The organism is Brachybacterium sp. P6-10-X1 (genome assembly GCF_001969445.1).
Classification (GTDB): Bacteria; Actinomycetota; Actinomycetes; order Actinomycetales; family Dermabacteraceae; genus Brachybacterium.
Map to the genome: position 1 here is coordinate 4161320 of NZ_CP017297.1, position 25526 is coordinate 4186845.

The 25526-nt window shown below is 71.0% G+C and carries 25 protein-coding genes; 12 read left to right on the forward strand and 13 right to left on the reverse strand.

Annotated features, from left to right (window positions below; all coding sequences use genetic code 11):
• Positions 1-18: 18 nt before the first annotated feature.
• Positions 19-555 (reverse strand): hypothetical protein, encoded by a 537-nt coding sequence (locus tag BH708_RS18500; RefSeq protein WP_076810426.1) that lies wholly within the window; start codon positions 553-555, stop codon positions 19-21.
• A 13-nt stretch (positions 556-568) separates the two neighbouring features.
• The gene (locus tag BH708_RS18505) at positions 569-844 is read right to left on the reverse strand and encodes a hypothetical protein (protein WP_076810427.1); all 276 of its coding nucleotides are present in this window, start codon (positions 842-844) and stop codon (positions 569-571) included.
• A gap of 197 nt (positions 845-1041) precedes the next feature.
• On the opposite strand from BH708_RS18505, the gene sucC reads away from it, so the two are divergent.
• The 6 genes from sucC (at position 1042) to BH708_RS18530 (ending at position 6337) form a co-directional block, all read left to right on the forward strand.
• A complete protein-coding gene (sucC, locus tag BH708_RS18510; protein ID WP_076810428.1) occupies positions 1042-2214 on the forward strand; it encodes an ADP-forming succinate--CoA ligase subunit beta in 1173 nt (390 codons plus the stop codon).
• 12 nt (positions 2215-2226) lie between these two features.
• Entirely contained in the window at positions 2227-3117 is an 891-nt protein-coding gene (sucD, locus tag BH708_RS18515; RefSeq protein ID WP_076810429.1) for a succinate--CoA ligase subunit alpha, read from the forward strand.
• Between the two features lie 198 nt (positions 3118-3315).
• Complete coding sequence (locus BH708_RS20525; RefSeq protein WP_256386302.1) at positions 3316-3447, forward strand: hypothetical protein; 132 nt, start codon at positions 3316-3318, stop codon at positions 3445-3447.
• Positions 3448-3537: 90 nt separating this feature from the next.
• Positions 3538-4257 carry a metal-dependent transcriptional regulator gene (locus BH708_RS18520; RefSeq protein ID WP_076810430.1) on the forward strand — a complete coding sequence of 240 codons (720 nt, stop codon included), beginning with the start codon at positions 3538-3540 and terminating at the stop codon, positions 4255-4257.
• A gap of 189 nt (positions 4258-4446) precedes the next feature.
• Positions 4447-5346 carry a C40 family peptidase gene (locus tag BH708_RS18525; RefSeq protein ID WP_076810431.1) on the forward strand — a complete coding sequence of 300 codons (900 nt, stop codon included), beginning with the start codon at positions 4447-4449 and terminating at the stop codon, positions 5344-5346.
• A 166-nt stretch (positions 5347-5512) separates the two neighbouring features.
• Positions 5513-6337: a hypothetical protein gene (locus BH708_RS18530; RefSeq protein ID WP_076810432.1), complete on the forward strand. Its 825-nt coding sequence runs from the start codon at positions 5513-5515 to the stop codon at positions 6335-6337.
• 21 nt (positions 6338-6358) lie between these two features.
• Here the strand turns inward: BH708_RS18530 and BH708_RS18535 are convergent, their stop codons facing one another.
• From BH708_RS18535 to BH708_RS18545, 3 genes are all read right to left on the reverse strand, one after another.
• Entirely contained in the window at positions 6359-7186 is an 828-nt protein-coding gene (locus tag BH708_RS18535) for an HAD family hydrolase (protein WP_076810433.1), read from the reverse strand.
• A gap of 74 nt (positions 7187-7260) precedes the next feature.
• The gene (locus BH708_RS18540) at positions 7261-8229 is read right to left on the reverse strand and encodes a putative RNA methyltransferase (RefSeq protein ID WP_076810434.1); all 969 of its coding nucleotides are present in this window, start codon (positions 8227-8229) and stop codon (positions 7261-7263) included.
• Between the two features lie 158 nt (positions 8230-8387).
• Positions 8388-10790, reverse strand: a complete 2403-nt coding sequence (locus BH708_RS18545) for an excinuclease ABC subunit UvrA (RefSeq protein ID WP_076810435.1) — start codon at positions 10788-10790, stop codon at positions 8388-8390.
• A gap of 136 nt (positions 10791-10926) precedes the next feature.
• On the opposite strand from BH708_RS18545, the gene BH708_RS18550 reads away from it, so the two are divergent.
• On the forward strand, positions 10927-11631 hold the full coding sequence (locus BH708_RS18550; protein ID WP_076810436.1) for a MerR family transcriptional regulator: 705 nt from the start codon (positions 10927-10929) through the stop codon (positions 11629-11631).
• A complete protein-coding gene (locus BH708_RS18555) occupies positions 11628-13055 on the forward strand; it encodes a mycothione reductase (protein WP_076810437.1) in 1428 nt (475 codons plus the stop codon). Before BH708_RS18550 ends, BH708_RS18555 begins: the two co-directional genes overlap by 4 nt.
• Positions 13056-13079: 24 nt before the next feature.
• On the opposite strand, the gene BH708_RS18560 is transcribed toward BH708_RS18555, so the two are convergent.
• A complete protein-coding gene (locus tag BH708_RS18560; protein WP_253705403.1) occupies positions 13080-14939 on the reverse strand; it encodes an LCP family protein in 1860 nt (619 codons plus the stop codon).
• Positions 14940-15457: 518 nt separating this feature from the next.
• Between BH708_RS18560 and BH708_RS18565 the strand changes: the two genes are divergently transcribed.
• Positions 15458-16927, forward strand: coding sequence for a GuaB1 family IMP dehydrogenase-related protein (locus tag BH708_RS18565; protein WP_076810439.1), 1470 nt, complete (start codon positions 15458-15460; stop codon positions 16925-16927).
• Positions 16928-16948: 21 nt separating this feature from the next.
• Positions 16949-17947: a UDP-glucose 4-epimerase GalE gene (galE, locus tag BH708_RS18570; RefSeq protein ID WP_076810440.1), complete on the forward strand. Its 999-nt coding sequence runs from the start codon at positions 16949-16951 to the stop codon at positions 17945-17947.
• 52 nt (positions 17948-17999) lie between these two features.
• On the opposite strand, the gene ilvA is transcribed toward galE, so the two are convergent.
• The 3 genes from ilvA to BH708_RS18585 form a co-directional block, all read right to left on the reverse strand.
• Positions 18000-19316, reverse strand: coding sequence for a threonine ammonia-lyase IlvA (gene ilvA, locus BH708_RS18575; RefSeq protein ID WP_076810441.1), 1317 nt, complete (start codon positions 19314-19316; stop codon positions 18000-18002).
• A gap of 22 nt (positions 19317-19338) precedes the next feature.
• Positions 19339-19638: a PTS sugar transporter subunit IIB gene (locus BH708_RS18580; RefSeq protein WP_076810442.1), complete on the reverse strand. Its 300-nt coding sequence runs from the start codon at positions 19636-19638 to the stop codon at positions 19339-19341.
• Positions 19639-19781: 143 nt separating this feature from the next.
• On the reverse strand, positions 19782-20264 hold the full coding sequence (locus BH708_RS18585; RefSeq protein WP_076810443.1) for a CarD family transcriptional regulator: 483 nt from the start codon (positions 20262-20264) through the stop codon (positions 19782-19784).
• A gap of 290 nt (positions 20265-20554) precedes the next feature.
• Between BH708_RS18585 and BH708_RS18590 the strand changes: the two genes are divergently transcribed.
• On the forward strand, positions 20555-21049 hold the full coding sequence (locus tag BH708_RS18590) for a hypothetical protein (RefSeq protein WP_076810444.1): 495 nt from the start codon (positions 20555-20557) through the stop codon (positions 21047-21049).
• 109 nt (positions 21050-21158) lie between these two features.
• Here the strand turns inward: BH708_RS18590 and BH708_RS18595 are convergent, their stop codons facing one another.
• Both BH708_RS18595 and BH708_RS18600 read right to left on the reverse strand, forming a co-directional pair.
• On the reverse strand, positions 21159-21857 hold the full coding sequence (locus BH708_RS18595; RefSeq protein WP_076810445.1) for a response regulator transcription factor: 699 nt from the start codon (positions 21855-21857) through the stop codon (positions 21159-21161).
• 1 nt (position 21858) lies between these two features.
• The gene (locus BH708_RS18600; protein WP_083713804.1) at positions 21859-23163 is read right to left on the reverse strand and encodes a cell wall metabolism sensor histidine kinase WalK; all 1305 of its coding nucleotides are present in this window, start codon (positions 23161-23163) and stop codon (positions 21859-21861) included.
• Positions 23164-23337: 174 nt separating this feature from the next.
• Between BH708_RS18600 and phoU the strand changes: the two genes are divergently transcribed.
• A complete protein-coding gene (gene phoU / locus BH708_RS18605; protein ID WP_076810446.1) occupies positions 23338-24012 on the forward strand; it encodes a phosphate signaling complex protein PhoU in 675 nt (224 codons plus the stop codon).
• A gap of 18 nt (positions 24013-24030) precedes the next feature.
• Here the strand turns inward: phoU and BH708_RS18610 are convergent, their stop codons facing one another.
• Complete coding sequence (locus tag BH708_RS18610) at positions 24031-24396, reverse strand: DUF4235 domain-containing protein (protein WP_076810447.1); 366 nt, start codon at positions 24394-24396, stop codon at positions 24031-24033.
• A gap of 47 nt (positions 24397-24443) precedes the next feature.
• The gene (locus tag BH708_RS18615; protein WP_076810448.1) at positions 24444-25493 is read right to left on the reverse strand and encodes an LCP family protein; all 1050 of its coding nucleotides are present in this window, start codon (positions 25491-25493) and stop codon (positions 24444-24446) included.
• Positions 25494-25526 lie beyond the last annotated feature (33 nt).

Below are 25526 nucleotides of genomic sequence, written 5' to 3' on the forward strand. Positions count from 1 at the left end.
GCTGCGTCGTGACGTGGATCAGGGCGCGGGGTCCTCCTCGCCCGGCTCCGATTCCGTCTCCGTCCCGCGGTAGCGGAAGCGGGAGTACATGCCCGTGCCGAAGCTGATCACGACGATCACCAGGACGACGATGACCACGGCCGAGAAGGGGATCTGGAGTCCCGCCGCAGCGAGCACCAGCCAGATCACGAGCAGGGACAGCCCGATCAGGACGGCGTCGCGCACGGAGCGCAGGATGCGCGGGACGATCCCCGCGGAGCGCACCCGGCGCTCGGCGACCGTGTAGTACGCGGCGGCCCCTTTGCGCAGTGACTCCGCGTCGAGCGGCGGGCGCGGGGAGGAGTCCTGGCCTCGCTCGCGGTCGCGGCGGACCTGTGGGCCATGGCCCGACGCGGGCGGCTGCTGATCGTCCCGCCCGGCGTCCACCGCGCGGCCGGCGGCGCGGGCGTAGTCGCCCGCTCGGGAGGTGGCCCGCTTCGCGGCGTCGCGCGCCCCGGGGGCCTGCTTGCGGGCCGTGTTCCGTGCGGCCTTCGCGTACGTCTTCCAGTCAGCCATGGCGTCTCCTCGCTCAGCGATCGTCGCCCGGACGGTCGTCCTCGCGCCACCGGATGTCCCCGCCGCCCCGCGACGCGGGGCGGGGCCGCGGATTCCGGGCTCGGTGATCGGTGTAGTAGGAGAGGGCGACGTTCAGCGCGAGGGTGATCCCCACCGACAGCACGAAGCCCGCGAAGGTCGAGCGCACCCCGAGCAGGCGCAGCACCACGAACAGCACCCCGATCGCGATCACGCTGAAGCCGAGGTGCTCGCGCACGCGGCGGGCGAGACTGCGGGATCGTCGGCTCATCGGTCCATGCTATCGCCCGGATCTGAACGCCCGGTCCCGTGGGAGGCGGTTTCCCCGCTGGACGTGAGACTGCGCGCACCCTGGCCGCAGCGGTGCGACGAGCACCGCAGAAGCGATACGCTGAGCGCGTTCCCAGGGGTGGCATCGTGGCCGCTGTGGCCTGCCGCCCTCTGCCGACATCGAGAGGAAAGCACCCCGTGGACCTGTATGAGTACCAGGCCCGCGATCTCTTCGAGAAGCACGGCGTGCCCGTGCTCGGAGGAGTCGTCGCGGAGGATCCTGCCACTGCCAAGGCTGCTGCAGAGCAGCTCGGCACCCCGGTCGTCGTCGTCAAGGCCCAGGTGAAGACCGGTGGCCGCGGCAAGGCCGGTGGCGTGAAGATCGCCAAGTCCCCCGAGGAGGCGGAGCAGAAGGCCGCCGAGATCCTCGGGATGGACATCAAGGGCCACACCGTGCATCGGGTCATGGTCGCCGCCGGCGCCGACATCGCCGAGGAGTACTACTTCTCGCTGCTGCTGGACCGCGCGAACCGTAACTACCTGGCCATGTGCTCCGTCGAGGGCGGCATGGAGATCGAGCAGCTCGCGGTCGAGCGTCCCGAGGCCCTCGCCCGGGTCGCCGTCGACCCCAACGTCGGCATCGACGAGGCCAAAGCCGCCGAGATCGTGCAGGCTGCGAACTTCGACGAGGAGACCGCGCACAAGGTCGCTCCTGTGCTGATCAAGCTGTGGGACGCCTACCGCGAGGAGGACGCCTCACTGGTCGAGGTCAACCCGCTGGTCAAGACCGGCGACGGCAAGATCATCGCCCTCGACGGCAAGATCACGATCGACGAGAACGCGGCCTTCCGTCACGAGGACCATGCGGCCCTGGTCGACACCTCCTCCGAGGACCCGCTGGAGACCAAGGCCAAGGCCCTGGATCTCAACTACGTCAAGCTCGACGGCGAGGTCGGCATCATCGGCAACGGTGCGGGTCTGGTCATGTCCACGCTCGACGTGGTCGCGTACGCCGGCGAGCAGCACGGCGTCAAGCCGGCCAACTTCCTCGACATCGGCGGCGGCGCCTCCGCGGATGTGATGGCCAACGGCCTCGACGTGATCCTCGGCGACGAGCAGGTCGCCGCGGTGTTCGTCAACGTCTTCGGGGGAATCACCGCCTGCGACGCAGTGGCCAACGGCATCGTCGGTGCGCTGAAGAAGCTCGGCGACACCGCCACGAAGCCGCTCGTGGTCCGTCTCGACGGCAACAACGTCGAGGAGGGCCGCAAGATCCTCGCGGACTTCGCGCACCCCCTCGTCACCCAGGCCGACACCATGGACGGCGGCGCCGCGAAGGTCGCCGAGCTCGCCGCCGCCGCAGGAAAGTGAGCAGCACCCGAGATGTCTATCTTCCTTGATGCCAACAGCAAGGTCATCGTCCAGGGCATGACGGGCTCGGAGGGCATGAAGCACTCCCAGCGCATGCTCGACTCCGGCACGAACATCGTCGGCGGCGTGAACCCCCGCAAGGCCGGTCAGAGCGTCTCCTTCGACGGCGGTCACGACGTTCCCGTCTTCGGATCCGTCGCGGAGGCCATGGAGGCCACCGGCGCGAACGTCTCGGTGGTCTTCGTGCCGCCGAAGTTCGCCAAGAGCGCGGCGGTCGAGGCCATCGACGCCGCGATCGAGCTCCTGGTGATCATCACCGAGGGGATCCCGGTCAAGGACTCGGCCGAGTTCTTCAACTATGCCCAGTCCACGGGCACCACCCGCATCATCGGGCCCAACTGCCCCGGCGTGATCACCCCCGGTGTCTCCAACGCGGGCATCACGCCCTCGAACATCACCGGCACCGGCAAGCTGGGCCTGGTCTCCAAGTCCGGCACGCTGACCTACCAGATGATGTACGAGTTGGCCGACATCGGCTTCACCACCGCCATCGGCATCGGCGGCGATCCGGTCATCGGCACCACCCACATCGACGCGCTCGAGGCGTTCGAGAACGACCCCGAGACCGTCGGCGTCGTGATGATCGGCGAGATCGGCGGCGACGCCGAGGAGCGTGCGGCGGCGTACATCAAGGACAACATGTCCAAGCCGGTCGTCGGCTACGTCGCGGGCTTCACCGCGCCCGAGGGCAAGACGATGGGCCACGCGGGCGCCATCGTCTCCGGTTCCGCGGGCACCGCCCAGGCGAAGAAGGAGGCTCTCGAGGCCGCCGGCGTCAAGGTCGGCAAGACGCCGACCGAGACCGCTGATCTCATGCGCGAGATCGTCAAGGCCCGGGCCTGACCGGTTCCTCCCCCGGGTGAGATCGGCCGAGTCCGATTCCGCCCGCTCGCAGTGCCCCGGACCCGTGCGGTCCGGGGCACTGCCCGTTCCCGCGACGATCTCCTCCGGGGGGGGAGGAGGCGATGTGCTGTTCGCCCTGAAGCACACCTTCTCCCACGGCGACGGCCCCTCTGGGCGAATGCCCTGCAGGCGATCGCGATGCAGGGCACAACAGGGATCGCCGTGGGATTGTTGTGGTCCCGCCGGCGCAGGATCTGGGCCTGCATCATCGCCCATCTGCTCCTGAACGGTCTGGGCGTCGGCCTGCACCTGCTGACCCTGCTGGGCTGACCGGCAAGCTGGGACGACAGGGCGCGGCGCGTCGGGCGGACGACTAAGATGTCGGGAGCCTGCCGTGCGCCCGACCTAGGAGGGGACCCCGTGACCGGAGATCTCATCGACACCACCGAGATGTATCTGAAGACGGTGTTCGAGCTCCACGAGGCGGGCATCGCGCCGATGCGCGCCCGGATCGCGGAGCGCCTGGGGCATTCCGGACCGACGGTCTCCCAGACCGTGGCCCGGATGGAGCGCGACGGCCTGCTCCATCTCGACGATCAGCGACGCATCCGACTGACGGAGAAGGGCCACGCGGTCGCCACGGACGTGATGCGCAAGCACCGCTTGGCCGAGCGTCATCTGTTGGACGTGATCGGTCTGGACTACGCCCTCGTCCACGAGGAGGCCTGCCGGTGGGAGCACGTGATGAGCCTCGAGGTCGAGCAGCGGCTCGCGGAGAAGCTCGCACCGCCGTTCGTCGACCCCTACGGCAACCCGATCCCGGGGTTGTCCGCCCTCGGGATCACCGAGACGCGTGCCACCGGAGAGGGTAAAGGAACGACCAATCCGCCCCGCGAGCTGATCGACGTCCTGAAAGACGGTCAGACCACTCGGGTCCTGCTGCGTCGCATCGGCGAAAGGATCCAGAGCGACGTCCAGCTCCTCGGAGAACTCGCACGTCATGGCATTGTTCCGCAGGCCGAGCTGGAGGCCGAACGGCTCGGGGGCTCCCTCGTGCTGCGCGGACCTGCCGGTGGGGAGGTGGCCGTCTCCGAGGTCGATGCCGGCCAGCTCCACGTGACGCCGCTGGCAGCCGGGTAAAGGCTCCGTCAAGCTCTTCCCCAGAGCTTTCTGTCGCCCTGACTGAGGGGCACCCGATCGCCTAGGGTCGTGAACGTGCCGAGACGTCCGGGTCTCGGTATTCCGCCTGGAGAGCCCCACCGCGCACCGGGTCCGGAGCACGAGAAAACGCACGCGCGAGGGCACACGCCCGGGGCCGGGAGCCACAACGTGTCGAAGACCTCGCTCAACACTCACCGCCGCGCCATGCGCACGGTGACCCCCGCCGTTCGTGCCGGACGCGCCACCGCCGGAGCCGCCATGGCCGCCGCGATGCTCTTCGGCGGCGCCGCCGCAGCGACCGCTGAGCCGTCCGATCCGCAGGCCGACGCCCCGGCCGCACCGGAGGCGGACGCCGCCCCCGCCGTGATCGCCCCCGTGACCGCCCCGGCCGTGGGCCTTCCCGCCGTCGAGGCCGGCGAGGACGACGGCTCCGAGGAGTCCTCCTTCGCCCCCGCCGCCACCAGCATCTCCGTCGAGGTCGGCCCCACCGAGGAAGAGATCGCCGCCGCCCAGGCCGCAGCCGAGGAGGCCGCAGCCCAGGAAGCCGCTGAGCAGGAGGCCGCCGAGCAGGAGGCCGCCGAGCAGGAGCAGGACCAGCAGGCGCCCGAGACCCGCGAGGACGACGACTCGAGCCGGTCGAACGAGCGCGATGACTCCGAGAGTCAGAGCTCCGAGTCCGAGCAGTCCAGCGATTCCTCCGGCTCGCAGGAGTCCGCGTCGGCGCCCTCGGCCGCCAAGGGCAGCTCGATCCTCGCCACCGCCCGCTCCGGCATCGGCACCCCCTACGTCTTCGGCGGCACCTCGCCCTCGGGCTGGGACTGCTCCGGCTTCGTCCAGTGGGTCTACGCCCAGCACGGCGTCGACCTGCCGCGCGGCGCCAACGCGCAGGGTGCGTCCGGCACCGTCATCCCGCGCTCCGAGGCTCAGCCCGGCGACCTCGTCTTCAAGCCCGGCCACATCGGCATCTACGCCGGGAACGGTCAGTTCGTCGACGCCGGCAACCCGCGTGTGGACACCTCCGAGCGTGACATCTACTCCGGCAGCTGGACCTTCGTCCGGGTCGGCTGACACGCCCCGCACCGTCGGCGGCCCCGCCCCACCCTCGGTGGGACGGGGCCGTTCCCGTTCTCGTGGCCGTTGGGGTCGACGGCATCCGCAGGAGCCGATAGTTCCGGCCGAGGCCGACGGAGCCTGCTGAGAGCGTCCCCGTTCGGTGCCCGGTACCGTGGGTCAGGTGTCCACCGCCCGAGATCTCCTCGCCGTCCTGCTGCTGATCGCCGCCACGTTGCTCGCGTCCTTCTGGTTGCCCGCCGCGTGGCTCCAGTCGCATGTCGTGGACCAGGACGGCTTCGTGGAGATCACCCAGCCGCTGGCGGACGACCCCGCGTTCCAGCGCACCCTCACCGACGGGGCGGTCGAGACGATCCTCCGCGACGAGACCGTGCCGGGCTGGATCGCCGACTCGCTGACGCCCATCGCTCAGGAGCAGGCCGCCCGCGCCACCGGCACCGAGGTCTACACCACCGTGTGGGATGCCGCGATGATCGAACTGCACGGTGCGCTGTTCTCCCCGGGCTCCTCGGATCTCGAGGTCGATCTCGCTCCGGTGATCGACACGCTGCTGACCGGTGTCGAGGAGCAGGTGCCCCTCCTGGACGTCCCGCGGCCGGATTCCGCCGCCGTCACGATCGCCACCATCCCCGACATCCCGCTGCTCACCCACGCCACGGCCCTGGACCCCTGGGCGCAGCGGGCGGGTCCGATCGCGCTGGGGCTGGCGGTGCTGGCGCTGCTGATCGCCCGTCACCGTCGGGGGATGCTGATGCTGGCGGGTCTGGGCACCATGCTTGCCGGTCTCGGCACCTGGGCCCTCGCCCAGCGCGTCGAGGACCTGGTGCCGGACCGCGTCGATCAGAAGGCTTTCCTCGGTCCGATCGTGCAGGCCTTCGAGCAGCGCTTCACGGCCGACGTCACACCCCAGGGCGTGATCCTGCTCGGGGTGGGCGCGCTGGTCGCGGCCGCAGGTCTCGTGCTGATCGGACTGCGCCGGCGGAGCTGACGGCGCCGCAGCAGCTGGGGGTCAGCCCAGGCCGAGCCGGGCGAAGGCGCTCACGATCCCGTGCTCCACCGGGCCGGGGACCACGAGATCCGCCGCGGCCAGCACCTCGGTGGGGGCGCCGGAGATCGCGACGGACGTCCCGGCCGCCTGGAGCATCCCCAGGTCGTTCATGCCGTCCCCGATCGCGACCGTCGCCTCCGGACCCAGGCCGAGATGCTCCCGGACGCGACGCATCCCGTCGGCCTTGTCGACGGTGCGCAGGTGCAGTTCCCCGGAGCTGAGGTCGTCCGTGGTGATCGAGCTCGGCAGCGCCCCCAGCTCGGGTCCGCTCTCGGCGGCGAGCTGCTCGATCGGAACCCGCGAGTCCCACAGCGAGATCTTCGCGAAGGAGCAGTCGGCGACGTCCTCGCGCACGCGCACGGCAGCGATGATGTCGGTCGGTCCGCTCCCGATCCCCCCGGCGCTGCTCGGGCCCGAGGGGCGCATCCGGGCCCGGATCCGCTCGGCCGAGAACGGGGTGCACCACAGCGCATCCGGGGCCTCCAGGGCGAAGGCCACCTCGTGCCGGTGCAGCACCTCGATGGTGCGGCGTCCCACGGCGGCGGGGAAGCGTTCGTCGTGCAGCACCTCGTCCCCCAGACGCAGGAAGCCGCCCGCGGAGGCGACCACGCCGTCGAACAGCGCCGCGACCTCGGGCACGATGATCGAGGCGGGGCGTCCGGTGCACAGCAGCACCACATGCCCCTGCGCCCGGGCGCGCCCGACGGCCTCGGCGTGCTCGCGCGGGACCACGCCCCGATCCGCGAGGGTGCCGTCGAAGTCGATGAACACGCAGCGGCGGTCGGCCACAGAGGTCTCCTCGGAAGGGTCGGGATGAGGGTGACCAGCCTAATCGCTTCCGGCGCACCGCGACGCCGGGCCCGCTACCGCGGACGGTGGCTGCTGACCGTCACGGAGACCGTGACGGAGAAGGGCTCGGAGCCGGAGGACCTGCGGAACTGCTCGGTGACCTCATCGAGAGTTGCGGGCCGGACATGGCGAGCGCTCGGGGTCATGGCGACCAGATCCCTCACCCGCTCGACGTCCAGGGGAAGCTCGTAGCGCACCGTGCGCTGCGGGCCCGCGACGAAGAAGGGCGCGAGCGCCTCGTGCAGCCGCTCCTCCTTGTGCGGATCCATCGCCACCATCGACGGGATCTCCTCCCGCAGCTCGGCGAGGTGATCGGTGCCCGGACGCGCGACCACCAGAGCCCCGGACGGCCCGAGCACCCGGGCGAACTCGGCGGGATGGCGCGGGGCGAACACGTCGATCAGCAGGTCGATCGAGTCGTCGGCGAGAGGGAAGGGCGCGAAGACGTCCCCGGAGCAGGCGGCGGCCCGCTCGTGGGCGCGGGCGGCGAACCGCAGCGAGCGCGCCGAGGTGTCGACCCCGAGCCCCCGGGCGCCCTCGAAGCGGTCCAGCAGCCCCGCGAGGTAATAGCCGGGCCCGCACCCCATGTCCAGGACGATCGGCGCGGAGCTGCTCGGGCCCGCAGCGGCCGGCGGGCCCCCCGCGTCGGCGGCAGTCGGCAGAGCGGTGGGGGAGGAGCCCGGCAGGTCGGCGGCGGTCAGCGCCGGGACGGCGGACGCGGCGAGATCGCCGATCGCCGTGAGCAGCGGGGCATAGGCGCCGCTGCCCAGGAAGCGGGCCCGGGCCCGGGCCATTTTGTCGTCGTCACCGCTTCTGGCACCGCCGCCGCCCAGCATCGAGGCGTATCCGGCCCGGGCGATGTCGAAGGTGTGCCGCTGCGGGCAGCGCAGGCTCCGGTCGAGGACCGTCAGCTCGCCGCCGCAACTCGGGCAGCGCAGGATGTCGAGGGCGTCGAGCAGGGCGGCGGGCACGGGGGAGGGCACGACGGCAGAGTATCCGTGCTCAGATGCTCGCGTCGCCCCGTGCTCACCTCCCAGCAGCCGCGGCGTGCCCCCTCGCCGTCAGGTGCACCTGTGCGGTGGGGAAGTCGCCGATCCCGCAGTTCGGGTTCGGGATGCGCACGGCGGTCCCCGCACTGCGCTCAGCTCGCCCCGACGTACTGCGCCAGATGCGTCCCGGTCAGGGTCGAGGCGTCGGCCACCAGCTGGGACGGGGTCCCCTCGAACACGACTCGGCCGCCGTCGACCCCGGCTCCGGGCCCGAGGTCGATGATCCAGTCCGCATGGGCCATGACGGCTTGGTGGTGCTCGATGACGATCACGGTCCTTCCGGAGTCCACCAGTCGATCCAGCAGAGCCAGCAGGGCGTCGATGTCGGCCAGGTGCAGGCCGGTGGTCGGCTCGTCGAGCACCAGGATCCCGCCCTTCTCGCCCAGATGCATGGCGAGCTTGAGCCGCTGCCGCTCGCCGCCGGAGAGGGTGGTCAGCGGCTGGCCGATGGTCAGATATCCCAGGCCGACCTCCTCCAGATGGCGCAGCACCTTCGCCGCGGCGGGGACCTTCGCCTCCGGGGTGGTCACCAGCGCCAGCGCCTCCTCGACGGACATCTCCAGCACGTCTGCGATGCTCGCCCCGCCGAGGGTGTACTCGAGCACCGAGGCCTGGAACCGCCTGCCGTCGCATTCCTCGCAGACGGTGGTGACGGTCTCCATGAAGCCGAGCTCGGTGAAGATCATCCCGGCGCCCTTGCACACCGGGCAGGCCCCGTCGGAGTTGCTGGAGAACAGCGCGGGCCCCACCCCGTTGGCCTTCGCGAAGGCCTTTCGGATCGGCTCCAGCAGGCCCGTGTAGGTGGCGGCGTTGGAGCGACGGGAGCCGCGGATGGCCCCCTGATCGACCACGGTGACCTCGGCGTCGCGGGGCAGGGAGCCGTGCACCAAGGAGCTCTTGCCGGAGCCGGCCACCCCGGTGATGACGGTCAGCACCCCCAGTGGCACGTCGACGTCCACGTCCTGCAGGTTGTGCTGGTCGGCGCCGCGGATCTCGAGGGCGCCGCGGCCCGTGCGCACCTGGTCCTTCACGGTGGCGCGGCGGTCGAGATGGCGCCCGGTGAGGGTGTCGGAGGCCCGCAGGCCCGCCACGTCGCCCTCGTACTGCAGCCGGCCGCCGTGCACACCGGCGCGCGGACCGAGGTCGACGACGTGATCGGCGATGGCGATCGACTCGGGCTTGTGCTCGACGACCAGCACGGTGTTGCCCTTGTCCCGCAGGGCCAGCAGGAGCTGGTTCATGGTCGTGATGTCGTGCGGATGCAGACCGATCGTGGGCTCGTCGAACACGTAGGTGATGTCGGTCAGCGCCGAGCCGAGGTGCCGGATCATCTTGGTGCGCTGGGACTCGCCGCCGGACAGCGTGCCGGAGGCACGATCCAGACTGAGATAGCCCAGACCGATCTTCACGAAGCTCTCCAGCAGCGCCGAGAGGTTCGTCAGCAGCGGGGCGACCGTCGGCCCCGTGTGCAGCGTGCGCAGGGACTGCACCCATGCGGCCAGGTCCGTGATCTGCAGGGAGCTGGCATCGGCGATCGAGAGGCCGTCGATCCGGGAGGTGCGGGCGTGCTCGGCCAGGCGGGTCCCCTCGCACTCGGGGCAGACGATGAACTTCACGGCGCGGTCCACGAACGCGCGCACATGCGGCTGCATCGCGTCGCGGTCCTTGCTCAGCATGGACTTCTGGATCTTCGGGATCAGCCCCTCATAGGTGATGTTGACGCCCTCGATCTTCACCTTCGTGGGTTCCTTGTACAGGAAGTCGTGCAGCTGACGCTTCGTGAAGGAGCGGATCGGTGTGTCGGAGGGGAAGAAGCCGGAGGCGGCGAACTGCTTCTGGTACCAGCCTCCGGCGGCGTAGTTCGGGATCGTGAACGGGCCCTCGTCGAGGGAGAGGTTCTCGTCGTACAGCTCGGTGAGGTCCACGTCGGAGACCTCGCCCATGCCTTCGCAGCGCGGACACATGCCGCCCACCCGCGAGAAGCTGGCCTTCTCGGCGATGGTCTTCTTGCCCTTCTGCAGGGTGATCGCCCCGGAGGCGGTGACGCTGGGGACGTTGAAGGAGTACGCGCCGGGCCCGCCGACGTGTGGTTCGGCGAGCTTGGAGAACAGGGTGCGCAGGTAGGAGCCGGCGTCCGTGACGGTCCCGACGGTGGAGCGGACGTTGGCGCCCATCCGCTCCTGGTCGACGATGATCGCGGGGGTCAGCCCCTGCAGCTCGTCCACGTCGGGACGAGCGAGGGAGGGCATGAAACCCTGGACGAACGAGCTGTAGGTCTCGTTGATCATCCGCTGGGACTCGGCGGCGATGGTGCCGAACACCAGGGAGCTCTTCCCGGAGCCGGAGACGCCCGTGAACACGGTCAGGCGGCGCTTGGGGAGGTCGAGGGAGATGTCGCGGAGGTTGTTCTCCCGGGCGCCGCGCACCAGGATCACGTCGTGGGCGTCGGCGGGGCGGTGTGTGTCGGCTGAGGGTTGGGCGTCGGCGGTGGTCATCGATCCTCCAGATGCGGCGGTCCACGGGCAGGCGGTACGAGTTCTCGGGACTTCGATCGTATCCTTGAGATTCTCGTTGAACCCTGGCGCCAGGGGAGGTGCCTGGCCATGCGTCATAACCTCAAAGGTGGTCCAGATGCGTCCCATCGACCTGGCCCGCGAGCACGGGCTGTCCAGCCAGGCCGTGCGCAACTACGAGGACGCCGGGGCGCTGCCCGCGGCCGAGCGCACGAGCACCGGGCACCGTCGCTACACCGCCCGCCACGCCAGGGCGCTGCGGGCTTTCCTCGCGCTCCGCCGCGCCATCGGGCACCGGCCGGCTCTGGACATCATGGCCGCTCTGCACGGCGGGGACCTCGACGCGGCGCTGACCTTGCTGGACCGTGCGCACGAGCAGCTGCTGCGCGATCGCGGGACGCTGACCGTGGTGGAGCGGGCCCTCGGCGACCTCGAGCGCGGAGAGGACCCGGGACGCGCCCCACGGACCCTCTGGATCGGGGAGCTCGCCGCACGACTGCGGCTCTCCCCGGCGACGCTTCGGCACTGGGAGAGCGCGGGCCTGATCGACCCGCCCCGGGACCCGGGCAGCGGGCACCGTCTCTATCCGCCGAGCGCGGTGCACGATGCGGAGCTGGTCCATCTGCTGCGTCGCGGCGGGCACCGCCTGGGGGACATCGCCGAGATCCTCGGTCAGGTGCGGGTGTTGGGGGAGACCTCGTCGGTCCATACCGCCCTGGCGGCCTCCCGGGAACGCGTCTCGGTCCGGGCGATCGCCTTGCTGGACGCTTCCGCAGCGCTCGCGGAGCATGTGCGCGACGGGGCGGCTAGCCTGGGACGGTGACCGACGAGACGCACTTCGACATCGCCCTGATCGGCTCCGGCTCCGCGAACTCTTTCCCGGGACCCGAGTTCGCGGACCGCTCCATCGTCCAGATCGACCGCGGCGTCGGGCCCCGCCACGTGTTCGGCGGGACCTGCCTGAACCTCGGCTGCATCCCCACCAAGATGTTCGTGCACACCGCGAACCTCGCCGCGACGCCCTCCGAAGCCGGCCCCTTCGGCCTGACCGAGCAGCTGCGCCACGTCGACTGGCCCGCGATCCGCGACCGCATCTTCGGGCGCATCGACCCGATCACGGCCGGCGGCGAGGAGTACCGCCGGGACCACGGGGACAATGCGAACCTCACCCTGCTGCGGGGTACCGCGACCTTCACCGGGGCGAAGACCCTGCGCGTGCGGGAGCAGGACGGCACCGAGCGCGCGGTGAGCGCCGACACCATCGTCCTCGGCGCCGGCTCCCGGCCGACGCTGCCGCTGATCGACGGTCTCGCGGAGGCGGCTCCGCACACCTCGGACACGATCATGCGGATCGACCGTCTGCCCTCCTCGCTCGCGATCCTCGGATCCGGCGTGATCGCCGTCGAGATGGCGCACGTGTTCGCGTCCTTCGGCGTCGAGGTCACGCTCATCGCCCGTTCGCAGCAGGTGCTGCGCGGGGCCGACGCCGACATCTCGGCGCGGCTGACGGAGATCCTCGGCGACCGGCTGCACCTGGAGACCCGGTTGTCGACCACCTCGGTGCGCCGCACCGCCGACGGGGTCGAGCTGCGCGGGATGCGCGAGGGCCAGGAGGTCGTGCTGGGCGCCGAGGAGCTGATGGTCGCGACCGGGCGTCGCCCCAATTCCGACCTGCTGGACGTCTCCGCCGCCGGCATCGACACCACCGAGGACGGCCGCGTGGCGGTCGATGCGTACCAGCGCGTTCTCGCAGGTGGCGAGGTGCTCGACGGTCTCTGGGCGCTGGGCGACCTCTCCAGCGACCACCAGCTCAAGCACGTCGCCAACCACGAACAGCGCATCGTGCGGCACAACATCCTGCACCCGGAGCGGCTGCGCCGCTCCGACACGATGCCGATCCCCAGCGGGGTGTTCACCCATCCGCAGGTGGCCTGGGTCGGGATGGACGAGGAGACGGCCCGCCGCAGCGGCCGCGACATCGCGGTCGCCGTCCAGGAGTACGCCTCGATCGCCTACGGCTGGGCGATGGAGGACACCACCGGCTTCGTGAAGCTCATCGCGGACGCCGAGACCACCGAGATCCTCGGCGCCCACCTCATCGGCCCCGAGGCAACCACCCTGGTGCAGCTGATGATCCAGGCGATGAGCACCGGACAGACCGCCCGGGACATCGCCACCACGCAGTACTGGATCCATCCGGCGATGCCGGAGCTGATCGAGAACGCCCTGCTCCAGCTGGTGGACTGACTCCCCCGGGGGGAGCGCCGTCGCTCAGCCCTGCTGGGCCTCGGCTCCCGGCAGGCAGGACTTCAGCGGATCGTGATCGATCGTCGGCTCGTCCGTCGGCGTCGTCTCCGACGAGGAGGTCTCGTCCTCGCTCGTGGTCTCCTCCTCCGTGGTCTCCTCCTCGGTCGTCTCCTCCGAGTCCGGGACGTCGTCGGAGGAGCTCTCCTCCTCGGGAGCGGCGCCGGTGTCCGCGGGATCGGTCGACCCCGGCTCGGTCTCCCCGAGCACCGACTCCGGCGGGTCCTGCTTCATGGAGTCCTCGATGGAGGCCTGCACCCAGGACTCGAGGTATTCGTAGTCCGGGTTCCCCGAGGGGGTCACGTCCGGGGTGATCGGGTAGGAGGTGAAACCACCGTCCTTGATCCGCAGGGCCAGATCGACGAAGGCGTCCAGGTTCGAGACCGGGATGTCGGTCTGGATGTTCGCCTCCGTGGCGGAGACCAGGCGGGGCACCGACATGGCCAAGGTCGCGGGGTCGGCCTCCTCGGCCACCGCTCGCACGATGCGCTGCTGGCGGCAGTTGCGGTCGAAGTCGTTGGACCCTTCGCGGGAGCGGGCGTACCACAGCGCGTGATAGCCGTCGAGCTTCTGCGAACCCGGTTCGATGTAGCCGTCGATCGGGCCGGCGCCTCCTCCGATGGGGATGCGCCGTTCCACGACCAGGTCGACGCCGCCGATGGCGTTGACGAGATCCTCGAAGCCCTGCAGGTTCACCATCGCGTAGTAGTCGGTGTCCAGACCGAGAGTCTCCTCGACCGCCCAGCGGGTGGCCGTGAGCCCCGGGTTGGGATCGTCGGGGAAGAGATCGGGATGCTCCTCGGCCCAGGTCCACACCGCATTGATCAGGTCCTGGTTCGGTCCGTAGTAGTCGAAGCCGTCGGGGAACTCCTCGGCCGCGGGGGTCCCCTCCGGGAACTCGACCTTCTCGAGGTTTCGGGGGATGGAGAACAGGGCGGTCTGTCCGGTCTCGGTGTCGATCGAGGCCACCATGATCGTGTCCGGGCGGGTGCCGGTGCGGTCGGAGCCGGCGTCCTGGCCCAGCAGCATGACGTTCACGCGCTCGGTGTTCGCCCACGGGTCCTTGCCCTCCGCCAGCGTCCGACCGTCGCCGTCCCGACCGCCGAACACCGTTGTCGAGCCGAGCAGACCCTGCGCCGCCCACAGCGACTGCACGCCGCGGCCGACGGGGAAGACGACGGCGACGACCATGAGAGCCGCCAGGGCGAGGGCGAGATAGCGCTTGGTCCCCTCGAGGCGCTGGCGGCGGGAGTGGGTGAGGTTCGCCGCCACGATCTGCAGCGCCCACACCAGGCCGATGACCACGGCGGTGATCAGGAACCCGATCAGGACGGCGCGGTTGGTCAGCAGCATCATGCCGTTGCGCATCGGGTCGCCGATGACCAGGAAGGCCGTCAGCGTCACGGCGGCGAGGGCCAGGATCGCGAGCAGCACCCAGCCGATCCGGCGCAGTCGGGTGGTGACCAGGCCCGAGCCGGGCAGCAGGGTGGTGAGAACGGTCCAGAACGCCACCTTCGGCAGCGATCCCTCGTGCGCATCCGCCGCGTCCGACGTGCCCGTCGCGCCGGGCGCTCCGGCCGGGCCGGTCGACCCGGTCGCGCGTGAGGGCTCGGAGTCCCCGGCGGTCGCGGGGGAGCCCGGTTCCGTGGGGCCGTCGCCGGGAGCGGCGGGCTCGGACGAGCCACGGGGGGCGATCGAGCCCGACCAGGCGTCGTGCTCGCTCGACGTCGCCTCCTGCGACCAGGCGTCGTGCACGGGAGCATTGCCGCGCAGCGGGCGCGAGAGCGACGGCCGCCCGCTGCCGTCCTGGCCGGCGGCTCCCTGCACGGGCGGGGACGCCGGGGTGCCGTCCGCGGCCAACGGGTAGGCGGCCCGTCGGCCTCGGGGACGACGGGGAGCCGCATCCGCGGAGGACGGGCCCGGGGCCGGGGACTCCGCCGCCGGAGAAGAGGAGGGCTCTGCGGCGGCAGGGGGTGCGGGCTCCGCCGCGGTCGCAGAGGAAGGCTCTGCCTCGCCGGGGGACGGGCTCGACGCCGACGGGGCGGGGGCCCCGGATTCGGCGGACGCGGCCGTCTCCGCGGTGCCACCGATCCACGTGCGCTTGGGATTCGGGGTGCCGAAGGCCGCGTCCCGATTCCTGCGTGCCTCGTCCGGAGGCAGGGGCGTCGACGGGGCGCGTCGGACCGGCTCCTGGTGTCTGCCGGATCGACGTCGCCGGCGCCGGGAGGCCGAGGAGGGGTCCATCATGCGCTACATCCTAGATTCACGAGGACGGATCGTCTCGCATCCGCCTGTGAGAACCTGGTGCAGGTCGTATGACGGGACGATATCCGTATCCTGGCCCCATGCGCCTGATCCACACCCCGTCGACGGACCTGACCTACGACGACTGCTTCTTCCTGCCCGCCCGTTCAGCGATCACCTCCCGGTTCGACGCCGATCTCGCCAGCGATGACGGCACCGGCACCACGATCCCGCTGATCGCCGCGAACATGACCGCGGTCTCCGGCCGCCGCATGGCGGAGGTCATGGCCCGGCGCGGCGGACTCGCCGTGCTGCCCCAGGACCTCTCGCCGGACCGGATCGACTGGATCATCCGCTCGGTGAAGCAGCGCGACCTGCTGGTGGACCACCCCCTGACCCTCACCGTCGACGGCACCCTCGGCCAAGCCGCCGACCTGCTGCCCAAGCGACCCCACGGCATCGTCGTCGTTGTCGACGAGCAGCGTCGGCCCCTGGGCACGGTCTCCGCCGAGGAGATCGCCGGACGCGATTCCTTCTCCCCGGTGGGCGACGTGCTGAGCACGGACGTGCCCGTCCTGCAGCCCGCGGATCTCGAGATCGCCCCCGCCGAGCTGCACGCCCGCATCGCCGCCACCCATCACGACGCCGCCGTCGTCGTCGAGTCCGCGGCCGACGGCGGGGCGCTGCGCGGGGTCCTGACCGCCACCGGCGTGCTGCGCTCGACCATCTACCGCCCCGCGACCGACGCCGCCGGTCAGCTGCGGGTCGCGGTCGCCGTCGGGATCAACGCCGACGTCTCCACCCGGGTGCGGGAGCTGGTCTCCGCCGGTGCCGACGTGATCGTGCTGGACACCGCCCACGGCCACCAGGACAAGATGCTCGAGGCCCTGCGCACCGCCCGGACGGCGCTCGGGGACCGCGATGCGACACCGGTGCGCCTGGCGGCCGGGAACATCGTCACCGCCGAGGGCACCCGTGAGCTGATCGAGGCCGGGGCCGACATCGTCAAGGTCGGCGTCGGCCCCGGCGCCATGTGCACCACCCGCATGATGACGGGTGTCGGCCGGCCCCAGTTCTCCGCCGTCCTGGAATGCGCCGCCGAAGCGCGTCGCCTGGGAGGGCACGTGTGGGCCGACGGCGGGGTCCGCCATCCCCGGGACGTCGCCCTCGCCCTCGCCGCCGGCGCCTCCAACGTGATGATCGGCTCCTGGTTCGCCGGGACCTACGAGTCCCCGGGCCAGATGCGGGCCGACGAGAACGGTCGCCGCTACAAGGAGAGCTTCGGCATGGCCTCCAAGCGCGCCGTCTCCCACCGCACCGCTCACGAGGACGCCTTCGCCCGGGCCCGCAAGGGCCTGTTCGAGGAGGGCATCTCCACCTCGCGCATGTACCTGGCCGAGACCGGCGGCGGGGTGGAGGACCTGCTCGACGAGATCACCGCCGGGGTGCGGTCCTCCTTCACCTACGCCGGTGCCGCCAGCACCGCCGAGTTCCGCGATCGGGCCGTGATCGGCCTCCAGAGCGCCGCGGGCTACGCGGAGGGACGCCCGCTGACCGGCTCCTGGAGCTGACTGACCGGTAGGATGTCAACCATGACGACTCTCGTGACCGGTGGCGCCGGGTACATCGGATCGCACGTGGTGCGACTCCTCCTCGACCAGGGGCAGAAGGTGCTCGTGGTCGACGACCTCTCCACGGGGATCCGGGCGCGGACCGAGGGCGCCGAACTGATCGATCTCGACATCACGGCGCCCGACGCGAGCGAGAAGCTCGCCGTCCGGCTGCGCGCCTCCGGCGTCGATTCGGTGATCCACTTCGCCGCGCACAAACAGGTCGGCGAGTCGGTCGCGAACCCCGAGATGTACTGGCGCGACAACATCGGCGGCCTCGCCAACGTGCTGGCCGCCTGTGCGACCGCCGAGGTGCGCGACGTGGTCTTCTCCTCGTCGGCGGCCGTCTACGGCGTCCCGGACGTGGACCTCGTCACCGAGGACCTCACCCCGCAGCCGATCAACCCCTACGGCGCCACCAAGTACGTGGGCGAGTGGATGCTGGCCGATTCCGAGCGTGCCCACGGCATGCGCACCGTCGCGCTGCGCTACTTCAACGTGGCCGGCGCCGGCTGGCCCGAGCTCGCCGACACCGCGGTGATGAACCTGGTGCCGATCGTCCTGGACCGCCTCGAGCAGGGCAAGGCCCCCGTCGTCTTCGGCGACGACTACGACACCCCGGACGGCACCTGCATCCGCGACTACGTCCACGTGCTCGACCTCGCCCATGCGCACATCGCGGCGCTGGACTACCTGCGCGGTGAGGACCGCCCGCACCGGGTGTTCAACGTCGGGACCGGGGAGGGTTCGAGCGTGCTCGAGGTGATCGACGCGATCGCCCGCGTCCAGGGCATCGAGATCACCCCCGAGATCGGCCCGCGGCGCGCCGGGGACCCGGCCCGCCTGGTCTGTTCGGGCGACCGCATCGCCCAGCAGCTCGGATGGAAGTCCGAGCACGGACTGGACGACATCGTCCGCTCCGCGGTCGAGGCCAGGTCGCTGACGCTCACCCCCGACGCGGAGGCCTACCCCGAGGCCTGACCCGGGCGAGGGCCGGGGGCGGCCGAGCGGGACGGGGCGCCGCGTCGCGTCCTCAGGTGAGGTAGCGGTAGATCGGGTCGTGGGGATCGATGCGCTCGATGTCCATGGTCGAGGCCGCCATGCGCGACATCAGCGGCTCGAGGTCGCGGCGGTCACCGATCTCGAGCCCCACCAGTGCGGGCCCCTCCTCGCGGTTGTTGCGCTTGATGTAGTCGAACAGCACGATGTCGTCGTTCGGCCCCAGCACCCGGTCCAGGAACCGCCGCAGCGCCCCGGGCTCCTGCGGGAAGGTGACCAGGAAGTAGTGCTTGAGCCCCTCGTGGACCAGGGACCGCTCGACGATCTCGTGGTACCGCGAGACGTCATTGTTGCCGCCGGAGAGGATCACCACGATGTCGCCGGTCTCCTCCTCGGGGGAAGGGCCCCCCGCAGCAGGCAGGCCCAGGTGCTCGATCGCGCCGGTGGCGACCGCGGTGGCGGCCAGGGCCCCGGCGGGCTCGGCGATGATGCCGTCGACCTGGTAGAGCTCCAGCATCTCTGTGCACACCGCGCCCTCGTCGACCGCCGTCAGCTCGGGCTCGACGGCCTGCACCATGCGCAGCGGCTCCGCGCCGACCCGACGCACCGAGGCACCGTCGACGAAACGGTCCATCTCCTGCAGGGTCACGGGATGCCCCGCCCGCAGGGCGGCGGCCATCGACGCCGCGCCGGCCGGCTCCACGCCGACGATCCGCACCGCCGGGGTCCGCTCCCGCAGCCAGGCTCCGCAGCCGCCCAGAAGGCCACCGCCCCCGATGGGGAGGACCATCGTGCCGACCTCGCGACCCTGCTCGGTGCGCAGCTGGTCCACGGCCTCGAGGGCCACGGTGCCCTGCCCGGCCATGATCGTCGGATGGTCGAAGGGCGGGACCTGGGTGGCACCGGTGCGGTCGGCGTCCTCGGCCGCGGCCTCGGCCGCATCATCGAAGGTGTCGCCCACCAGGACCAGCTCGACGCGGTCCCCGCCGATCGCCGTGATCCTCTCGCGCTTCTGGCGCGGGGTGCTGCCGGGGACGTAGATCCGTCCGTGGATGCCGAGGGTGCGGCAGGCCTGGGCGACGCCCTGGGCATGGTTGCCGGCGCTGGCCGCCACGACCCCGGACGCCCGGGACTCCTGGTCCAGGGAATCGAGGAAGAGCTGGGCGCCGCGCAGCTTGTAGGAGCGCACCGACTGCAGGTCCTCGCGCTTGAGCCACACCGGGACCCCGGCCAGGTCGCTGAGCCGCTCGCTGCGGTGCAGCGGGGTGCGCCGCAGCACCGGGGCCAGGCGCTCCGCAGCGGCCTCCACGTCCTCGGCGGTCAGGGCCATCGCGGTCCTCTCGGTGGTCATCGCTGCTCCTCGCAGACCCAGGTCAGGCCGTGGTGTCTCCGTCGATCCGGGCCAGGACGCGGTCGATGTCGTCATAGGTGACCTGGGGGTTGGTGCCCAGCAGCAGGGGCATGCCGGAGATCTGGGGGATCCCGAGGGCGGGGGGCAGGCCGACGGTGCTGACGACGAGATCGGCCTGGAAATCGGCCGAGAGCAGGTCCATCACGGTGGCCTGGACCACGTGGGCGTCGCGGCCACGGGACGTGAGGTGGTCGCGCACCTGCTCCGCGACCAGCGCGGAGGTGGCGATCCCCGCGCCGCACACGATGGCGATGGTGAGCATGCGAACTCCTGGGGCGGTCGAGGGCGGGGCGACGGTCGACGGCCCCGGGGCGTGCAGATCGGCAGGATGTCACGGCACCCCGGCGAGGGTCGATTCTGTCATGTGCGGCCGGGCAGGCACGCGAGGAGCCCGGCGGCGGATGCTCAGGAGGCGAGGACCTCGTCGAGGATCGACTCGGCATCGGTCTCGTCGGTCTTCTCCGCGAGGGCGAGTTCGGAGACCAGGATCTGACGCGCCTTGGCCAGCATGCGCTTCTCCCCGGCCGACAGGCCGCGGTCCTGATCGCGGCGCCAGAGATCGCGCACGACCTCGGCCACCTTCTTGACGTCCCCGGAAGCCAGCTTCTCGACGTTCGCCTTGTAGCGGCGCGACCAGTTGGTGGGCTCTTCGGTGTAGGGCTGACGCAGCACCTCGAAGACCTCGTCGAGGCCTTCCTTGTCCACGACGTCGCGCACGCCGACGAGATCGACGTTGTCAGCGGGGACCTCGATCGTCAGGTCGCCCTGGGCGACCTTGAGCTTGAGGTAGGTGCGATCCTCGCCCTTGATGGTGCGGGTCTTGACCTCTTCGATGAGTGCGGCACCGTGGTGCGGGTAGACGACGGTCTCGCCGACAGCAAAATTCATGTGGTGGGTCCCCTTTCCGCAGACCAGTCTAGCACCGGTGCGCCGTGTTAGGATCCGCGCCCTCGTGCGAATCCGCTGTTCATGGCCGCTTCACGGCAGATGCGGGGGCCTGTGACGCGGCGCCGGGAGCTCGTGATGCGGGGGCAGGCCGCGGGCATCGACCGTGACGGTCGGCCGGCGGCGGGGCGGCGGCGGGGCGGCGGCGGGATCCGGTGCGGAGGTGGGGTAACCTGTCAGAGCTGTCCCCGGAACGTCCCGCCGTCCTCAGCGGCACCGAACAGGAGTCCCCCGTGAGTCGTCCTCGCCGTCTCGTGCTCACCGCAGCCGCCGTGGGTCTCGCCCTCTCGGCCTCCGGATGCGCGTACTTCAGCCCGGTGCAGACGCACGAGTTCTACCAGTCGGGCGACGGCAACAACGCCAACATCGAGCAGGCGGGCATGCTCCACGCCGGTGTGCGCAACGCGCTCATCATCGCTGACGCCGACGGCGGCAACCCGGCGTTCTCGGCGACCGTGCAGAACTACTCCGACGAGGAGATCACCGTCGAGCTCGAGGGCGTCGCCGCCGGCACCACCGTCTTCGCAACCTCCGTCGCCGTCCCCGCGCACGAGTCCGTGGAGCTCGGCCGGACCGAGACCAACCAGCAGGTGCCGATCACCGAGATCCCCACCACGCCGGGCCACCTCATCGACCTCGAGGTCACCGCGGCGGGGGAGACCACCACCATCAAGATTCCGGTGATGCCGATCTCCCTGGAGCACTACGGTCCGCCCGAGGCAGGCTGAGGGACTCCCGCACGCGCGAGGGCCCACCGCCGCCACGACCGCCGCAGGAACCGCCCCGCAGCCAGGCTGCGGGGCGGTTCTCGTCGGTGTCCGCGACGGGCGGGGTGACTCAGCCGGCCGCCCCGGCGGATTCGAACTTGTAGCCCAGTCCGCGCACGGTCACCAGGTGCGCCGGGTTCTTCGGGTCGTCCTCGATCTTGGCGCGCAGGCGCTTGACGTGGACGTCGAGGGTCTTGGTGTCGCCGACGTAGTTCGCGCCCCAGACCCGGTCGATGAGCTGACCGCGGGTGAGCACCCGGTCCACGTTGCGCAGCAGCATCTCCAGCAGCTCGAACTCCTTCAGCGGCAGCGAGACGTCCTCGCCGCGGACCTGGACGACGTGCCGCTCGACGTCCATCATGATGCCGCCCGCCGTCAGCGTCGCCTCCTCCTCGACCTCGGCCGAGTCCTGGCCACGACGCAGCACCGCCTTGATCCGCGCGAGCAGCTCCCGCGAGGAGTACGGCTTGGTGACGTAGTCGTCCGCACCCAGCTCGAGCCCCAGGACCTTGTCGAACTCGTCGTCCTTCGCCGTGAGCATGATGACCGGGACGCTCGAGGTGCGCCGGATCTCCCGGCACACCTCCGTGCCGCTCATCCCGGGCAGCATGAGATCCAGCAGCACCAGGTCGGCACCGTGCACCGAGAAGATGCGCAGGCCGTCGGTGCCGTTGTCGGCGACAGCGACCTCGTACCCCTCCTTGCGCAGCGAGTAGGAGAGGGGATCGGAGAACGACTCCTCGTCCTCCACGATCAGGATCCGCGTCATGTCAGCTTCCCTTTCCGTGCGCGTGGTCGGTCGCCACGGCGCGTGTCGTTCCGCGGTGCCCGGAGGACCCGCGCCTGCTCTCGGCCGTCGGGTCCTCGCCCGTCCCGGCCGGTGTCCTGGGCTCCGCGGTGCTCGCGGGGAGGGGCACCGGCGAGGTGATCGTCTCGGTGCTGCCCATCTCCGGCAGGCGGAGCGTGAAGGTCGAGCCCTGGCCGGGCATCGACCACGCGGTGACCTCGCCCCCGTGATCGGTCGCGATGTGCTTGACGATCGCGAGGCCCAGCCCGGACCCGCCGGTGGTGCGGGAGCGGGCCCGGTCGACCCGGAAGAACCGCTCGAAGACCCGCTCGAGGTGCTCCTTGGTGATCCCGATGCCCTCGTCCTTGACGGACAGCTCGATCATCCCTCCGTCGCGCCGCGCGGAGACCCCGACCCGGGTCCTCGGATCCGAGTACGCGATCGCATTGGAGATCAGGTTCGACAGCGCCGTGGTCAGCATCGAGGCCGAGCCGAAGACCCGCAGACCGCTCGGCGTCCCGGTCGCCAGCTCGATGCTGGAGCCGAGTGCGAGGTTGCGGCTGAGGGAGACCGCGTCGTCGATGACGTCGTCGATCTCGACCGGCTCCGCGTCCGGCAGGGACGAGCTGCCCTGGACTCGCGAGAGCTCGATGATCTCCTGCACCAGGTGGGAGAGCCGGCGGGACTCGACCTGCATCCTCTCGGCGAATCGGCGTACGGCGTCCGGGTCCTCGGCCGCGTCCTCCATGGTCTCGCCCAGGAGGGTGATCGCCCCTACCGGTGTCTTCAGCTCGTGCGACACGTTGGCCACGAAGTCGCGCCGGGTCTCCTCGACGCGGACGGCGCGGGTGAGGTCGTCGGCCAGCAGCAGCGCCCCGTGCTCTCCGAGCGCTCCGATGCGCACGTCGATCACGGCATCGGTGTCGCGCTGGCTGGAGCGGTGCAGGGTGAGACGCTCGTCGCGGAAGCCGCCGTTGCGCCCGACGTCGGCCGCCAGCTCCATCAGCTCGGAGTTGGCCAGCCGCGGGTAGTCGCCCTCGGCGGCGCGCACGATGCCGTAGGAGTAGGCCAGCGGCGAGGCCCGCAGCACGTCGCCGCTCGCGTCGAGCACGACGTACGCCGAGGACAGGATGGCGAGCACCTCGGCGGTCGCCCCGGGCACGCCGTGCTGCGTGACCGATGGGGTCGTGGCGTGCCGACGGTCGGACCGCACGAACGCCAGCGTCGCCGCGCAACCGATCACGAGACCGATCGCCGCGGCGAGCAGGAGGAGGGCAGTCAGGGGCACACCGACAGCCTAGGCCCCGCCCGGCGCCCGCCCGACAGGTCGACGCGGCGCCCGGGACAGGCGGGCGAGGAGTTCACGGGCAGGATGCCTCCTGTTCACCCCGGCGCGACGCCCGTTCACCGTCCCTTGCGATACTGCCGGGTGAGGAAACCGTCGGACGAAGGAGCAACCATCATGCGCGAGGCGTACCAGAGCGACCTGCGGCACATCGTCGATGATCTGGTCGACATGGCAGAACTGGTCGGGAGGGCGCTCGAGGATGCGACCCGTTCTCTGCTCGAGGGCGACCTGGGGCTGGCCGAGCGGGTGATCGCCGCCGACCCCCACATCGACGAGCGGCAGGTCGAGCTGGACGCCAAAGCCGTCGAGCTGCTCGCTCGGCAGGCCCCCGTCGCCACCGATCTGCGGCTGCTCGTCGCGGCGATGCGCATGAGCTCCTCGCTCGAGCGCATGGGCGATCTGTGCGCGCACGTGGCGCTGGTGGCCCGGCGCACGCACCCGGCGGCGGCAGTCCCCGAGCAGCATCGGGAGCAGATCGCCCGGATGTCGTCCCTGGCGGGGGCCGCCCTGGCGGAGGCGTCGCAGGTGATCGCCGATCGTGACCTGGCACTGGCCGCCCAGGTGGAGAAGGAGGACGACGAGATCGACGAGCTGATGCTGGAGATCTCCCGGGAGATCGCCCGTGGCCACGGGTACACCAACGGCCAGGTCGTCGACCTCACGCTGCTGATCCGCTTCTACGAGCGCATCGGCGACCATGCCGTGTCGCTCGTGCGCCGGGTCGGCTTCCTGGTCACCGGGGACTCCCTGGACACCCTGCACGAGAGCGTGGACGTCTCCGAGTTCTGAGGTCGCGGGGGCTCGGGCTCAGCCGCGGTTGGGGCGGGGGCGCCGCATGGTCAGGCGCTCGGCGCCCGACTTGGCGCCGCGCTTGGCCGCCATCCGCAGTCCCTGCAGCAGGACGCCGGAGACGGTCGCCCACAGCAGCATCTTCCAGATCGGCTGATCGTCCACGGGATCCTTGATGGCGTCGATCTCGGCCTTCGGCAGGCCGTCCTTCTTGGCCTGTTTGCGGCGCTTCTCGGCGTCCTTCTGGGCGGCCTTGTTCGCCTTCACGGTCGGAGCGTCCTCCCCGAAGACGGCGCCCCATCCCTTGGCTGCGGCTCTGTTGCCGACCTGGGAGGCGATGATTCCTGCCACCGGCACGGCGATCTTGACGAGTGGATTGGCCACGGGATTCCTCCAAGCGGTCGGTCAGGGACGGCAGCCGGGGCGGGCGATCAGGCGGTCCCGGCGTTCTGAGCGTAATAGGTTCCCATGTCGTCCGTGCGCAGCGCCTCGCGCAGCACGTCCATCGCCTCCTCGTCGGTGGCCACGACGCTCGCCCCGCCGGAGGTGGTGGTCGGGCTCCCGTGCGGGACCGAGAGGTAGTGGAGATCGCTCGAGCGGATCGAGCGCATCGACAGCCCGAGCTCGACCATCTTCCCGCCGGTCAGGCTCGCATCGGTGGTGAGGTACGGGGAGATGGACTCGACGGTGCTGGAGAGCTTGCCCGGGTCGCTCAGCGTGTCGGCGCTGATCAGCTTGCTCGCGATGCCCTGGAGCACCGCCTGCTGGTTCCGGTTGCGCTGGAAATCACCGTCGGAGAACTGCTTGCGCTCGCGGACGAAGGCCAGCGCCTCCTCGCCGTTCAGCGTCTGGGTGCCCTCGGTGAACTGATGGCCCTGGGCCTCGAAGGATTCCGGGATCTTCACGTCGATGCCGCCGAGCGTGTCGACCAGTCCCTCGATGCCCTCGAAGTCGATGAGCGCGACGTGGTCGATCGGCACCCCGACATAGTTCTCCACCGTGGTCACCGCGAGACCCACCCCGCCGTAGGCCAGGGCGGAGTTGATGCGGTCCTTCCCGTGCCCTGGGACGTCGACGTAGAGGTCGCGCGGGAAGGAGGTGATGTAGACGCTCTGGTTGTCGTCGGAGACGTGCACCAGCATCATCACGTCCGAGCGCTGGCCGCTGACCCCCTCGGACGCGGCGTCCTCGGGGGCGCGCTTGTCGGAGCCCAGCAGCAGGATGTTGCGGCCGGAACCCTCGATCTCCTCGGGCCGCTCCCCGTCGGAGGCGCCCCGGGTGATCTGCACGACCGTGCGCTTCTGGTACGCGCTGCCCAAGCCGTGGAGGTAGTTGGCGATCACCAGCCCCACCCCCAGCACGAGGACCGCGACGAGGCCGAGGCCGAGCAGCGCGACGCGGCGACCGCGACGTTGGCGGGGGTCGGGCTGGTCGCCGTCCTCCCAGTCGGACGGGAGGTCGACATCGTCGGGGGCGTTCATACGGGCTCGCTCTCACAGGGAGCCGCCGGGGCG